The sequence below is a fragment of the Agrobacterium sp. genome (genome assembly GCF_032092815.1).
Classification (GTDB): Bacteria; Pseudomonadota; Alphaproteobacteria; order Rhizobiales; family Rhizobiaceae; genus Agrobacterium.
This window is the reverse complement of record NZ_DAMDBP010000041.1, coordinates 16,198-30,347: the sequence shown is the minus strand read 5'-3', so window position 1 is coordinate 30,347 and position 14,150 is coordinate 16,198. Positions and strand designations below refer to the sequence as shown.

10 protein-coding genes and 1 pseudogene are annotated in these 14,150 nt (G+C 55.5%); 4 read left to right on the top strand and 7 right to left on the bottom strand.

Features of this window, described 5'->3' with window-relative positions; all coding sequences use genetic code 11:
• Nucleotides 1–779 (bottom strand): ATP-dependent DNA ligase (locus RT613_RS19220; protein ID WP_313617994.1); only part of this gene is annotated, 779 nt, incomplete at its 3' end.
• 283 nt (nt 780–1,062) lie between these two features.
• Between RT613_RS19220 and RT613_RS19215 the strand changes: the two genes are divergently transcribed.
• The 4 genes from RT613_RS19215 (at nt 1,063) to RT613_RS19200 (ending at nt 8,263) form a co-directional block, all read left to right on the top strand.
• The gene (locus RT613_RS19215) at nt 1,063–1,815 is read left to right on the top strand and encodes an ImuA family protein (RefSeq protein WP_313617993.1); all 753 of its coding nucleotides are present in this window, start codon (nt 1,063–1,065) and stop codon (nt 1,813–1,815) included.
• Nucleotides 1,736–3,247, top strand: a complete 1,512-nt coding sequence (locus RT613_RS19210) for a DNA polymerase Y family protein (RefSeq protein ID WP_313617992.1) — start codon at nt 1,736–1,738, stop codon at nt 3,245–3,247. The genes RT613_RS19215 and RT613_RS19210 overlap by 80 nt, the downstream gene beginning before the upstream one ends.
• Nucleotides 3,244–6,495 (top strand): error-prone DNA polymerase, encoded by a 3,252-nt coding sequence (locus RT613_RS19205; RefSeq protein WP_313617991.1) that lies wholly within the window; start codon nt 3,244–3,246, stop codon nt 6,493–6,495. The genes RT613_RS19210 and RT613_RS19205 overlap by 4 nt, the downstream gene beginning before the upstream one ends.
• 733 nt (nt 6,496–7,228) lie before the next feature.
• The gene (locus RT613_RS19200; protein WP_313617990.1) at nt 7,229–8,263 is read left to right on the top strand and encodes a porin; all 1,035 of its coding nucleotides are present in this window, start codon (nt 7,229–7,231) and stop codon (nt 8,261–8,263) included.
• Nucleotides 8,264–8,340: 77 nt separating this feature from the next.
• Here RT613_RS19200 and RT613_RS19195 read toward each other — a convergent pair whose 3' ends face one another.
• The 6 genes and pseudogenes from RT613_RS19195 to RT613_RS19170 all read right to left on the bottom strand — a co-directional run.
• Entirely contained in the window at nt 8,341–9,012 is a 672-nt protein-coding gene (locus tag RT613_RS19195) for a hypothetical protein (RefSeq protein WP_313617989.1), read from the bottom strand.
• A 377-nt stretch (nt 9,013–9,389) separates the two neighbouring features.
• The gene (locus RT613_RS19190) at nt 9,390–9,515 is read right to left on the bottom strand and encodes a YHYH domain-containing protein (RefSeq protein WP_313617988.1); all 126 of its coding nucleotides are present in this window, start codon (nt 9,513–9,515) and stop codon (nt 9,390–9,392) included.
• Nucleotides 9,516–9,731: 216 nt separating this feature from the next.
• Nucleotides 9,732–10,712, bottom strand: coding sequence for a citrulline utilization hydrolase CtlX (gene ctlX, locus RT613_RS19185; RefSeq protein WP_313617987.1), 981 nt, complete (start codon nt 10,710–10,712; stop codon nt 9,732–9,734).
• Between the two features lie 4 nt (nt 10,713–10,716).
• Nucleotides 10,717–12,009, bottom strand: coding sequence for a peptidase T (pepT, locus tag RT613_RS19180; protein WP_313617986.1), 1,293 nt, complete (start codon nt 12,007–12,009; stop codon nt 10,717–10,719).
• A 165-nt stretch (nt 12,010–12,174) separates the two neighbouring features.
• A complete protein-coding gene (locus RT613_RS19175; RefSeq protein ID WP_313617985.1) occupies nt 12,175–13,479 on the bottom strand; it encodes a CapA family protein in 1,305 nt (434 codons plus the stop codon).
• Nucleotides 13,480–13,734: 255 nt separating this feature from the next.
• Nucleotides 13,735–14,150 (bottom strand): annotated as a pseudogene (locus RT613_RS19170) (ATP-binding cassette domain-containing protein); the annotation flags it as partial.

Genomic DNA, 14,150 nt, shown 5'->3' with positions numbered 1-14,150 from the left:
TAGGCAGCGAGAGCCAATGTGGAGAAAACATTTGATGACGTGCTCGATACCTCATAGCCGACAATGAAGAATGCTTCGCTTTGAACGCATTTGACCTTTACCCAGTCGCCGGTTCGCCCTGACCGGTAGGGTCGGTCCTGAAGTTTGCCGATGATCCCTTTCAAGCCAAGCTGGCAGGCGTGTTCAAGCAGGACGGCAGGATCTTCGTCGAATGTTTCCGACAATCGTATGGCACCGTCATGTCCTCTCAAGACATCGCCCAGCCAATGCCGGCGTGATCTTTGTTCCATGTCACGCAGATCGTGGCCGTCGAGATAGAGAAGATCAAAGGCATAAAGGATTGCGTTTGATGCGCGCTTGCCGGTGGTCTTGGCTGTGGCACCCAGTGATTTCTGCAGCAGCCCAAAATCTGATCGTCCCTGATCATCCAGCATCACGGCTTCACCATCAAGGATCATCGTTGCTGGTCCAAGGGCTTTCGCGGCTTCTTCGATAGCTGGAAAGCGATGCGTCCAGTCGTGGCCATTCCGGGTGAGGACCCTGATACGCTGAGGCTCGATATGGACTGCCAGTCGATACCCGTCCCACTTTATCTCCCACGACCAGTCTGACCCTCGCGGCGGCTTTGTCATCAGTTGTGCCAGCGCCGGCTCAACGCGCTCGGGCATTGGTTCAAAGGAAAACTGTGGCTGGTCAGGATTGCGCTTTCGCCGCGGCCGTGACCGGATCGAAGCGCCGGGTTCATGAAGAAGTGGTCTTGATTTTGGAGGCTTCGTCATTCGACGAGTTCAAAAGAAAAAACTTGAGAACAATGTGACGTTGGCTGAATTTTCCCCGATATCCACCAGTCGGTCACAAATCGAAGAAGATTATTTAGCGAGAGTGCAATCCGGTTACGGATTTGATTCTTATCACTATTCGCTAAAATTTCATCAAAAAGGATAATATTCCCAAAATTCGAGCCGCTTGACTCAGGATTAGGATTGGAACAAACAATGAACACATCAATTCTTGCGGCATCATGTCGACCTGCAAACGCGCTTTCGAAGGGAGCTGTGAACGATGACTGCTACCTGCCAGCGGGTGATTTCAGATTTGCGCGAGCGTATTGCTTCGCTGGAAGGCGCATCTACGCGCAAAGCCGGCGTGTTGCCATTCGGTGTCAACAATATTGACCGGGTTCTGCCAGGGGGTGGGCTTGCTTTTGGCGCGCTGCACGAGTTTGCAGGCGGCGGGGCAGGGACAGTTGATGGTGCAGCGGCAGCCCTTTTTGCAGCTGGCATTGCTGCACGCACAAAAGGGCCTGTCGTCTGGTGCCTGACGCGACCTGATCTGTTTTTTCCAGCGCTCGCACAAGTTGGCCTTCATCCCGACCGGGTGATCTTTGTCGAGTCCGACCGTGAGGAAGAGGTGCTGGCCAATATGGAGGAGGGATTATCCTTCGGTGGATTGGGGGCTGTCGTTGGTGAGCTCGTTCGTTTGCCGATGGTTGGTTCACGTCGGCTTCAACTGGCGGCCGAACGCACTGGAACCATGGCCCTGGCTGTCAGGCGCTGGCGCCGGCAAACCGAAGCCAATGATTTCGGGCAACCGACTGCGTCGACAACCAGGTGGCGGGTCAGTGTGCTGCCATCGCAAGGACTTCCGGTACCCGGGGTGGGCAGTGCCCAATGGTTTTTGGAATTGATGCGCGTGAAAGCGGGTGAGTGTGCTGAGTTTCTCGTGAGGGCGTGCGATGACGCGGGTCGTATCGATCTATCTACCGGACTTGCCGACGGATCGGATTCGTCGCGCCGATCCGTCAATTTCTGCTGACCAGGCGATTGCAGTGATTGCCAGAAGTGGCTCCAAACGCTGGGTATCTGCGGCTGATCACGCAGCCCGCAAGGCCGGTGTCCATGTCGGCATGCCGGCTGCAAAGGCGCAGGCACTGTTTCGCGGTCTCATGCTTGTTGATGCTGATCTTGCTGCCGATGCCTCTGCCCTGGAGCGCATTACCCTTTGGGCTCTGACCATCTATTCGCCGATCGTCGCGGTTGATGGTCGCGATGGCATTGTCATGGATACCGAAGGCGCAGATCATCTGCAGGGCGGTGAGCTTCCCATGGTCACCAAGATTGCCAACCAGTTTCTGGCAAAAAAGCTGACCGCCCGTGTGGCGGTGGCTGACACATGGGGAGCGGCCCATGCCTGCGCGAGGACCATCAATCGCGACACGGTGATTGTACCGGCGGGGGAAACGGTGCGGGCCGTGGAGAAGCTTTCGATATCGCTGCTGCGTTTGTCACCACAGGTCATCGCTGATCTCAAAACTCTGGGTTTCCAGACGATTGGCGAACTGGCCAATACACCGCGCGCACCACTGACCTTACGCTTCGGGCCTGAAATCGGCCGTCGCCTTGATCAGATGTTCGCCCGGGTTGCAGAACCCATTGATCCGATCCGAACCCCTGAACTGATTGAGGTCAGCAAATCATTTGCCGAACCGATTGGCGCTGCTGAAACCATCGACAAATATGTTGGCCGCCTTGTCGTCCAGTTGATCAAGGAGCTGCAGACAAAAGGATTGGGTGTCCGGCGTGCCGATCTGATCGTTGAAAAGGTGGATGGCACACGACAGGCGATCCGTGCCGGAACGGCCAAACCGGCCCGTGATGTCGCCTGGTTGACCAAGCTGTTTCGCGACCGCACCGAAAAGATCGAGCCGGGCTTTGGCATCGAAAAGCTGACCTTGGTGGCAGTGATGGTCGAACCTCTGGATGAAATTCAGAAGGTGTCCTCACTGGTTGAGGACGATATCACCGATGTTACGCCGCTGATCGATATTTACGGCAATCGCGGTAATCGAGTTTATCGTGTTGCCCCTGTTGCTTCTGATGTTCCCGAACGCTCCGTCCAGAGGATTTCTGCCGCTGCTGATCCGGTCGGCAGCGCCTGGGTCAGCCATTGGCGACGACCTGTCAGATTGTTATCAAGGCCCGAGCCGATTGAAGCCATCGCGCTATTGCCTGACCGTCCACCAGTGTCGATTGTCTGGCGGGGCAAACGCCGCAAGGTGAAACGTGCAGACGGGCCTGAACGTATTTTTGGCGAGTGGTGGCAGCGCAACGCCGAGATGGACGCGGTCCGCGACTATTTCCTGATCGAGGATGAAGCCGGCGAACGGCTTTGGGTATTCCGCGCAGGCGATGGCGTTGACCCTGACACAGGCTCGCATCGCTGGTTCATGCATGGAATATTCTCATGAGCTACGCCGAGCTTCAGGTCACCACCCATTTTTCCTTCCTGCGTGGCGCGAGTTCTGCCCAGGAACTGTTTGAGACTGCCAAGGCACTCGGTATTGAGGCGCTTGGCGTTGTCGATCGCAATTCACTTGCCGGCATTGTCAGGGCTCTGGAGGCTTCACGCGCAACAGGCCTGCGGCTTGTTGTCGGCTGTCGGCTTGATCTGCAGGACGGCATGTCGCTGTTGGTCTATCCGATCAACCGTGCAGCCTACTCCAGATTGACCCGTCTCATCACGCTTGGAAAATCCCGTGGCGGCAAGAACAACTGCATTCTGAGCTGGGATGATATCGTCACCTATTGCGACGGCATGATCGGGATATTCATTCCTGACTTGCCTGACGATATCTGCGCTGTGCAGATGCGCAAGATGGCCGAGGTCTTTGCGGATCGAGCCTTTGTGTCGCTCTGTTTGCGTCGGCGTCAAAACGATCAGATGCGATTGCACGAGATCTCCAGTCTCGCGGCGAGGTTCAAGGTGAAAACCGTCGTGACCAATGACGTGCTGTTTCACGAAGCTGGTCGTCGACAGTTACAGGACATCGTCACCTGCATCCGCAACAACACGACCATTGATGAGGTCGGCTTCGAGCGTGAACGCCATGCAGATCGCTATCTGAATCCGCCAGAAGAAATGCAAAGGTTGTTTTCGCGTTACCCTGAAGCGCTGGCACGCACCATGGAAATTGTTCGGCGATGCACTTTCTCGCTTGAAGAGCTGACCTATCAATACCCTGAAGAAGCAATCGTGCCGGGCAAAGATGCCCAAGCGTCACTTGAGTATTACGTTTGGGAGTGCGTGCCAGATCGATATCCCGAGGGGCTACCGCCTGATGTCCTGAAAACCATCCGGCATGAGCTCAACCTGATCCGCACCATGAAATACGCCCCGTACTTTCTGACGGTGTTTTCGATTGTCAGATTTGCGCGCGGCCAGGGCATCCTCTGTCAGGGCCGGGGTTCAGCCGCCAATAGTGCGGTCTGTTATGTCCTCGGCATTACCTCGATCGATCCATCAACCAATGATCTGCTGTTTGAACGTTTCGTCAGCCAGGAACGTGATGAACCACCCGATATCGATGTGGATTTCGAGCACGAGCGGCGTGAAGAGGTCATCCAGTGGATTTACAAAACCTATACCCGTGAGAAAGCGGCTCTCTGCGCAACCGTGACCAGATATCGGGCAAAGGGCGCAATCCGGGATGTCGGCAAGGCAATGGGCCTGCCCGAGGATGTCATAAAGGCTCTGTCGTCAGGCATGTGGTCCTGGTCCGAGGAAGTCTGCGACCGCAACGTACGGGAACTCAACCTTAATCCTGACGATCACCGGCTCGTTCTGACACTCAAGCTTGCCCAGCAGTTGATGGGAGCCCCACGGCATCTCGGTCAGCACCCCGGTGGTTTTGTGCTGACCCATGACCGCCTTGATGATCTCGTGCCGATTGAGCCGGCCACCATGAAAGATCGTCAGATCATCGAATGGGACAAGGATGATGTCGAGGCACTGAAGTTCATGAAGGTCGATGTGCTGGCGCTCGGCATGCTGACCTGCATGGCCAAAGCCTTTGATCTTATCCGTGAGCACAAGGAGGACGACCTCGATCTGTCAAAGATCACGCAGGAGGATCCGGCCACCTACGCGATGATCCGCAAGGCCGACACGCTCGGAACGTTCCAGATCGAGAGCCGGGCGCAGATGGCAATGTTGCCGCGCCTGAAACCCCGCACATTCTATGATCTTGTGGTGCAGGTTGCCATTGTTCGCCCTGGGCCCATACAGGGGGACATGGTGCATCCATACCTGCGAAGGCGAGAGGGCAAGGAACCGGTTGAGTACCCGACACCTGAACTTGAGGCAGTCCTTGGCAAGACACTGGGTGTACCACTGTTTCAGGAAAGCGCAATGCGTGTGGCAATGGTGTGCGCTGGTTTCACCGGTGGTGAGGCGGACCAGTTGCGCAAGTCGATGGCAACGTTCAAGTTCACCGGTGGCGTTTCGCGCTTCAAGGAAAAGCTTGTATCGGGCATGGTCCGGAACGGCTACACACCGGATTTTGCCGAAAAGACATTCTCCCAGCTTGAAGGCTTCGGCAGCTATGGTTTTCCCGAAAGTCACGCTGCGTCTTTTGCGCTCATTGCCTATGCCTCGAACTACATCAAATGCCATCATCCGGATGCGTTCTGTGCGGCATTGCTGAACTCACAACCGATGGGCTTTTATGCTCCGGCTCAAATTGTTGGCGACGCGAGAGCGCACGGCGTCGAAGTACGGCCTGTCTGTATCAACCGGTCACGCTGGGATTGCACATTGGAAAGAGATCGCAACGGCCGCCATGCGGTTCGTCTCGGTTTTAGACAGGTAAAGGGGCTATCAAGTATTGATGCCGGGCGGATCGTTGCGGCGAGAATGAATGTGGCGTTTACATCCGTTGACGACATGTGGCGGCGATCAGGCGTGCCGTCCGAGGCGCTTGTGCAACTCGCCAAGGCTGATGGGTTTCTGCCCTCCTTGAAACTTGAGCGCCGCGACGCACTTTGGGCCATCAAGGCGCTGCGCGATGAGCCTTTGCCCCTGTTTGCTGCAGCAGCGGAAAAAGAGAGAACAGCCATCGCTGAACAGCAGGAGCCTGAGGTGGCATTGCGGCAAATGACCGAAGGCCACAATGTGGTGCAGGATTACAGCCATGTCGGGCTGACACTGCGACACCACCCAGTCAGTTTTCTTCGCAAGGAACTCTCGACCCGCAACATCATCACCTGCGTGGACGCGATGAATGCCAGGGATGGGCGGTGGGTTTACACGGCTGGACTTGTTCTCGTGAGACAAAAGCCGGGTTCCGCCAAAGGCGTGATGTTCATTACGATCGAGGATGAAACAGGGCCGGCCAATCTCGTTGTCTGGCCAACGCTATTTGAAAAACGCCGGCGTGTTGTGCTCGGCTCATCGATGATGGCAGTCAACGGGCGTATCCAGCGGGAGGGGGAGGTCGTGCACCTTGTCGCTCAGCAACTGTTCGATCTGACATCGGACTTGTCGGGTCTGGCGGATATGGATGCCGCGTTCAAACTACCGACGGGTCGTGGGGACGAGTTTGCCCATGGTGGCGGGCCTGACTCGCGCGACAGGCCGAAGGTTGTCCAGCCGCGCGATATGTATGTCCGTGATCTTCACATCGATACGTTGAAGGTGAAGAGCCGGAATTTTCAGTGAGTGTAGCCTGGAGTTGGATGCCCAGAATCTGGGCCGATCCCTTCTTTCAAGGGAGCCTCACTGCAGCTTGAGGTCTTCTGTAGAAATTCTAAAAGGGTCGCGAAAGGAAAGTGTTTTCCGTCGACGGCGGAAAGGCGACGTCGATTGCTAGCCTCTTCTTCACTGGCGAACAACTGGGACGAAATTCGTGAGGAAAAGCTCGTTACAATGAAAAGCCGCAACACATGGAGGAGATGGTGACGAACATAAATGGCGAGTGAAACAGCATTCTAGCCTCCCGAGATGTTCGCGAATTTAGGAAGGCAGGAAATAGGACCCGAATGCAACCTGTAGTAATGTATTGAGGATACGTATTTGGTACACTCACTCTTCTGGGTTGAGGATCGCTGGCCTTTTCGGGGATATTCCGCAGCGCTCCGAATGGGGAGCATTTTCGACACAATTAAGCCGTAATTTTGCCATTTTATATTATTTATCAATCGGATAGCAGGTGGGGCATTAAGTGATGATCCGACCAATTCCTCAACTTTTGTGCGTCTTTTGCAACGCGGTAATTATCCACTCGGGAGTTGACGCCGCAAATTCGATCAACCGGCTTGCAACCTCGAGTGCTTCAAGTATTCAAAACCCAAGGAACAGGGCTAAACCACCTCTTGTTTTTAGCTGGTCGAGGTTTGAAATGATTTTCAAGAATCTGACCGATCATCACTTAAAACCTTCACTGGAGGCGACTATGAACATCAAGAGCCTGCTTATCGGCTCCGCTGCAGCTCTCGCAGCAGTTTCTGGCGCACAGGCCGCTGACGCTATCGTCGCTGCTGAGCCAGAGCCCCTGGAATACGTTCGCGTTTGCGACGCTTTCGGCGCTGGCTACTTCTACATCCCAGGCACTGAAACCTGCCTGCGTATCGGCGGCGAAGTTCGTGCGACCCTCGCTTTCGGTGAGGACATCGGTGGTTTGGCTCCTGGTGGTCGTTCGTCTGACTGGAACTCCCAGGTTCGTGCTCGTGTATTCTTTGACACGAAGACTGACTCCGAGCTCGGCACCATCGGCACATACATTCGCTTGGAAGGTGACTACCGTCCTCGCGACGGAAACGCGTCCTCGTCTTTGGAACTTGAGCAGGCATGGATCAGCGTCGGCGGTCTGACGGCAGGTAAAGTTCTGACGTGGTGGGATGACATCGGTATTTACGGTGAGCTGGACGCGTTCGAAGCTGCAACAAACTTCAACAGTGTCAACTACCTCTATGACGCAGGTTCGTTCCGCATTGGCGTCGGTATCAACGACCTGTCTGGCGAATACACCGGCCGTGCAGGTTCAGAATTTGGTCTTCAGGGTTACGCACAGGTTGATTTCGGTTCCGCAAACGCTGCTCTGCGTGGCGTTTACGACAACGAGGCCGAAGAAGGCGCCATCTATGCGACTCTCGTTGCACCAATCGGTCCAGGCACTCTTGAACTTGGCGCAGGTTGGTCTTCGGGTGACAACGTTTACGTCGACCGTTTTGACTCTGACTTCGCTGCCACTTCCTACGAATGGACCGTTACGGGCTCATACGCTCTGAAGGCAACAGAGAAGCTGACAATCGCTCCTTCGCTTGCTTACTGGAGCACACAGGATAACAACGACATCTGGGGCGTTGGCGTACTGGCTGAATACCAGCTTGCAACAGGCCTCAAGGTCGGTGCAACTGTTGACTACGTTAGCCCAGACGTCGGTGACGACAACACCTCTGGCTTCCTGCGCCTGACACGTTCGTTCTAAGCTGAGACTTGATAGATTAGTGAAGCCCGGCAGCAATGTCGGGCTTTTTCATTTCCCGCATACGTTACCCGTCGCGGCTAGTGGTAAACTCTATGACCGTGACTGACGTCTTCGACTAACGAGGCCCAGAGATAATTACGCAGCTTACCCAGAACGTTTTCCAGGCCCGCCGATTTCAGCAACCTGTCCAGTTGCCGAAAGACTTTAGCAAGCTGCTGTTTTCCACCATACTCATTGTAATCGTCGGCACGCTTGAGCAACGAGATCAGTTCGACCTGCAGACGAGCGCCGCTTAGGCCCGCCGCGGCCAGAACCGCACTGTTCATCGTCGCGAGTTTCAAGCGCGCAGCCGAAAATCGGTCTTCAACGCCACTATTTGGTACGGCGGGATCACCACGCCACGCCTCGATCATCGCATCATAAAGCTTGGACCCGAATATTCGTGTTCCAATACTGTCCTCACCAGAGATAACGAGCTCACACAGGAATGCTTCTACCTCGTCAAGCAACTCAATCAAAGTTGCCTGATCGGACTTACCTCCAGCCTGCGGTATGTAGATTACGGACAAGTCAAACCTCATGACAAAAGGGGAATCACTGTATGCCGCGCAAATCACTAGGTTCTGACCGTTAATATTTGGCGAAAGAGCATGAGAGCTTGCGCCAAGCCACGACGTGAGATGTGCGGCGACAGGGGCTGCACGTGGAATTTGTGCTTGGGCCCGTACCAAAGCGAAAAAGAGTTCCATAACAAATCTTACGCGATTTTCGTTAAGCTACTGATATGAAAGAAAAAAATATTAGTCTCTGATCTCTGGCGCTGAAGCGGTCGTCCCGTATCCGGTTTCGACCGTGAAGCAGCAATCTCGCGATTGAAATAAGCTGAGCGAGAAGCAGCTTCGATCAACGCATCCAAGTCGGGACCAGTCAGTTTGGTTGCCCCAGCCGGCGCAAAGTCTGGGGCAAGCGTCGCAGCAGGAGGTGCGCTGTGGAGTCTGGATCAATTATTAACGTAACTGCGGTACCAAACGGTCAATGAAAATATGCAGAGAATTTCGCTAACAATTTCTTGGGTAATCCCGATACGCTGCCACGAAACGCCATCCTCTATCGATGGTGCTCGATACTAATGGCAATGGTATCCGCCGTTTTTACGATCGTGATGGCATCCATTCTTATCTGTACCGCCTCCATGAGACAACGCTGTCGAGACTGACAAACTCAATGCAATAAAGATCCAGAAAAGTCGCATATATGGCACCTTTCTTACCAGGGTCGCCTGGTTCCTCCCAAGCGCTGACATGGAGTGAAGTGGCAAAGCGCACACGGCAGCACAAGCGCTAACAGACCTTGCGTCGATGTGAACACTGGCTACCTGCCCCTACTCTCCCAAGGATGTAGGATGACACCAATACAATCGGGAGTCGAGCTTTTTGACGGATGGAGAGATCCGTCCCTGGCGGCATGGTCACTGTGGTTGCGGCGCAGCTGAAGTTTCAAAGTATTTCAGAGAGTCGATCCCGGTTAAAACATGGCGCGGTGATAGGTGAACACTTGCAAGAGTACACCGAACGGATCCGCCAGCCATTTCTATGGTGGGGATATCGAGCGCGACTATTTTCACACGCCCTTCGATCATCTGTCGCTGGTCGTTATCCAGTGAGGCGAGAGCCGTTGTCGACATGGCGAGAATTCTGCCCGAACTGCCCTGAAGTTCGAGGGCGTTGCCTGCGAACTTTTCGATCTGATCGTGCCGCAACTCGATGATGGTTCGACCGGAGCGTTGCAAACGCGTTGCAATTTCGGTGCATCGCTCAACTTCAGGCATAAGATCGGTCCCAATCATGGCGATATCCGTGCCGACGCACATCAGAACATTGGTGTGGTAGACGGCCACTCCGTTGGCATCGAATGCATCAAACACCATGGGTTCAAAACCGAACTTTGTTGCAAAGCGCTCGAGAATGACCGGATCCGTGCGGTCTGATCGGACGGCATAGGCAACACGGTCGATGTGGTCGAGCACCATGGCGCCGGTGCCTTCGAGAAACAGCCCATCCTGCTCAAGACCGGAATAGTCGATGACCTCCTGGACGCGGTAAGTGGATTTGAGCATCTCGATGATGTCGTACCGGCGCTCGAGGCGACGATTGTTGGCTTTCATCGGATAGATTGCGATTTGACCGCCGGCATGGGTGGAAAACCAGTTGTTTGGAAAGACGGAATCCGGTGTTTCCGTTCCCTTGTCTTCGAACAGGTGAACAGTGACACCGTGGTTGCGCAGCGTCTCGGCCGCCGTGGTGATTTCCTCAAAGGCTTTGCTGGCGATGTCAGTTGTACCAGGAGCTGCCACCTGGAAGCTGTTGTCTTTTGCGGTCTCGGCGTTGACGGTAAAATGATGCGGTCGAACCATGACGACGGCATTGGCTGCCTGTGGCGAATGAAACATCGGATCAGGCCTCCTCATCGACGGGTTTAAATGATTGTCCTGACTGGCCTGCCCTGCCAGCGAGTGAGCAGATTGTCGCTGCAATCTCGTAGGATTTCTCGAATGCGCAGATTGGCAGGAACTCAAAGTGTGAGTGGAAGTTGTGAGCGCCGGTGAAGAAGTTCGGCGTTGCAATGCCGCGGGCAGACAATGCGGCACCATCGGTGCCGCCACGCATCGGAATGACATTGGGCTCGATGCCGACATGTTCGAAGGCCTCAAACAGCAGGTTGGCGGCACGGGGATCATTGGCCAGGTGATCACCAATATTGGCATAGGTGTCTGTGATGGTGCTTGAGATTGAGCCTTTGGGGTATTCGGCTTCGATCAGTTCAACAACGTCAGTGATCCGTGCCTTTCGTTCTTCAAAGCTGTCTTTGTCAAAGTCCCGGATCATCACCTTGAGACGCGCTTCACTGTCATTGGCAGTGAGATCCTTGAACCAGAAATACCCCTCCCTGCCCTCGGTATGTTCTGGCGTGTCGGCCGGATCGAAATGCGACACGAAATCCATCGCCATCAGCAACGGATTGACCAGCACACCCTTGGCGGACATTGGATGGGCTGTGACACCTGTGAAGATGATCTCGGCGGTTGCGGCGTTGAAGTTCTCGATGACGACCTCACCCTGTTCGCAGCAATCAATGGTGTAGGCGAAGTCGCAGGGGAAGCGATTGAGGTCGAGCGCCTTGGCGCCCCGCAGGCCGATCTCCTCATCGGGGACGAAGGCAATGGCGATATCGCCAAGTGTCTGTTCAGGATCCAGCCACGCCAGCAATGTCATGATGGTGGCGATGGCAGCCTTGTTATCGGCGCCCAGCACACTGGTACCGTCACTGAAGATGATGTCCTCGCCCGCCCAGCATTTGATCTCCGGGTGATCCTCGACCCGCAGCCAGATGTCCTGTCCGGTGTTGAGGCAGAGGTCATGGCCCTCAAAGCGTTTGATTTGCGGGTGAATGTCTGGAGACAGGCCGACATCGACCGTATCGAGATGAGCGATAAAACCGATGCGCGGTGCATCAGGATTGTTGCCGGGCCGCAGCGCCGTGACAATTGCCTTGTCATCAACAACGACATCCGAGAGGCCAAGCTGGCGCAGTTCGTCGGCAAGCAGCCGGGCGAGCACAAGTTGCCCCGGCGTAGATGGCAGGTGCGTTGCAGCTGCATTGCTCTGGCTGGTGACCGCAACGTATCGGAAAAACCGCTCGACGAGCTCTTCGCGTAAGTTAGTTGCAGCCTGTGTTTCTGATGTCATGGTCCCGTCCGGTATTTTTATGCAGTGTTGCCGAAAGTGTGATGCGCGATATCTGCCAGTGGCAGTTGGTTTGGAATACCTCCAGTATCCGGCGATGGCGCTGAAGGGTGGTGCAATTGCAAGTGGCGTCTGGCTTCGCTGCTCTCCTTTACTGAGACAACACCGTCACGATGTCCGCTGCCTGATGTGTCTGGTTACTCTATGCTCTGTCGCGGCATTGTCGTCGATATCCCTTATGGCCAACCGCAGAATGCCTATGCTGTCCTCCACATCGATCTCTGTTCCCAGCCGTGCCGACTGCTCCTGAAACCGCCTGAGGATCCGTGTCGCCCGTTCGCCTGTGGCCAGACGCGGTGCGCGGCGTAAAGACAGGTCCGGGTTCGACATGGTGTCTTCACCACCAATCACCACCGGATGAAACTCGATATCCGTGAGTGTGTTGTTCTCATCGAAGCTGCAGCATGCAATCACACTCTCCCAGACCTCTGGCGCCTGCCAGTTGGCTTTTGCCGGCACGTGGAAGATGAAATTGCCAAGGCTATAGAAGATCGGACGGCCGCGATAAATCTCCAGCGGCTGCAGCACTGGTGCGCCGTGGCTGAGGAACATCGCAGCACCTGCGTCGATGCAGCGCCGGGCGACGGATGCGACCCAGTCCGGCACCTGGTACCAGTCGGATGCCCAGTGATGATGATGCAGATAGGCAACGACCAGGCATCCGTCTTCGGCCGCATCGGTGATCGCATGCAGGTTGCGCTCGAAGTCGGCAATATCGATGCGGACATTGCGGCCATAGCGCCCCGCCCGCCGGAAGATCGTGCGGCCCAGTGCCAGCTCGCGGTCCGGATCGACAAAAGGTGGATCATTGGGCTGACTGTCATTGGCAAGATCGGTTGGTGTGTACCCAATCCGATCGCGAATGCCGGTCAGCTGCTCAAATGCGGTATCATCAACCTCAAGCACCTGGGTGAGTTTGAGGCGGTTGATTCCGGGCCGTTCCGGCCGCAACAGCCCACCATCGGCGGCGTACATCAAATCCGGTCCGGGACCACCATCCATGGCAACCATGGCAATATGGCGGCTGCCGACGATCCCCTGCCCTGCCCGCGTGGCCTCGGCATGATTGCGACCGGCACCTGCATGCAGGAAACCGCGACGATCGGCTTCTTCGAGTGTGGACAGCACACCGGACGGCCCAAGGTCAAAGGCATGATTATTGGAGAGCGCCAGTGCACCGAACCCGAGATCATCAAGGGCATCCAGAACGGCCGGTTCACTGCACCCGAAATAAGATCCCTTCAACGGCCAGCCACCGTGGCTCCCTAAAATGGTGCTTTCAAAATTGGTGAATGACAGGTCGGCCTGTCGCAGGAGGTGTTTGATGGCCTGGTAGCCGGGATGTTTGATGTCACGGATGTCGTGTTTGATCAGCGACTGGCCGGTTACAGCCACGGTATAGCGATTGGTCATGTTGTATCACCTGTGATTGCCGTTGCGACGGCACTGGAATGAAGAGGAACACGCCCGGGTATTGTCGGGCATGAGTTGGCACATGGCGGGAAGCGCGACAGCTGGCGCTTAGCAAAGAAGGCATGAACCGCATGGCCAGTCTGGCCTATCCGCTCTCTCTTTCGTTTCGCTGCTGCACCGCGCTCCACTTCGCTTCGAGGACGGCACAGCTCGCGACGGGATATTGAGCGCGGACGATTGACGCAGACTTGGCTTTCAATTCAAAAACCGCTTTGGCCGGGCGTCGATCAGGCTGCGGGTGTAGGGATTTTGTGAGTTGGAAAACACCGCATCACAGCTGCCCCTGTCTTCGATCCTGCCGTCTTTAAAAATCATCACCGACTGGCAGAGCTGCTGGACGACGGCCAGATCATGCGAGATGAACAGCATCGACAGGTCACGGGCTTTGACGGTGTCGCGCAAAAGCGTGATGATCTGCGCCTGTACCGAGACATCGAGTGCCGACGTCGGCTCGTCGGCAATGATGATGCGGGGACGTGCCAGAAGTGCCCTTGCAATACACACGCGCTGTTTCTGGCCGCCGGAGAGTTGGTACGGAAAACGGCTGAGCAGCGAAACCGGTAGTCCAAGGCGTTCCATCATGACCTCGGCTTCGAGATGACTTTCCTTGG

Coding starts and splice junctions, on each gene's coding strand:
- RT613_RS19215 (WP_313617993.1), top strand. CDS start 1,063: ATGACTGCTACCTGCCAGCGGGTGATTTCAGATTTGCGCGAGCGTATT.
- RT613_RS19210 (WP_313617992.1), top strand. CDS start 1,736: ATGACGCGGGTCGTATCGATCTATCTACCGGACTTGCCGACGGATCGG.
- RT613_RS19205 (WP_313617991.1), top strand. CDS start 3,244: ATGAGCTACGCCGAGCTTCAGGTCACCACCCATTTTTCCTTCCTGCGT.
- RT613_RS19200 (WP_313617990.1), top strand. CDS start 7,229: ATGAACATCAAGAGCCTGCTTATCGGCTCCGCTGCAGCTCTCGCAGCA.
- RT613_RS19195 (WP_313617989.1), bottom strand. CDS start 9,012: ATGGAACTCTTTTTCGCTTTGGTACGGGCCCAAGCACAAATTCCACGT.
- RT613_RS19190 (WP_313617988.1), bottom strand. CDS start 9,515: ATGCGACTTTTCTGGATCTTTATTGCATTGAGTTTGTCAGTCTCGACA.
- ctlX (WP_313617987.1), bottom strand. CDS start 10,712: ATGTTTCATTCGCCACAGGCAGCCAATGCCGTCGTCATGGTTCGACCG.
- pepT (WP_313617986.1), bottom strand. CDS start 12,009: ATGACATCAGAAACACAGGCTGCAACTAACTTACGCGAAGAGCTCGTC.
- RT613_RS19175 (WP_313617985.1), bottom strand. CDS start 13,479: ATGACCAATCGCTATACCGTGGCTGTAACCGGCCAGTCGCTGATCAAA.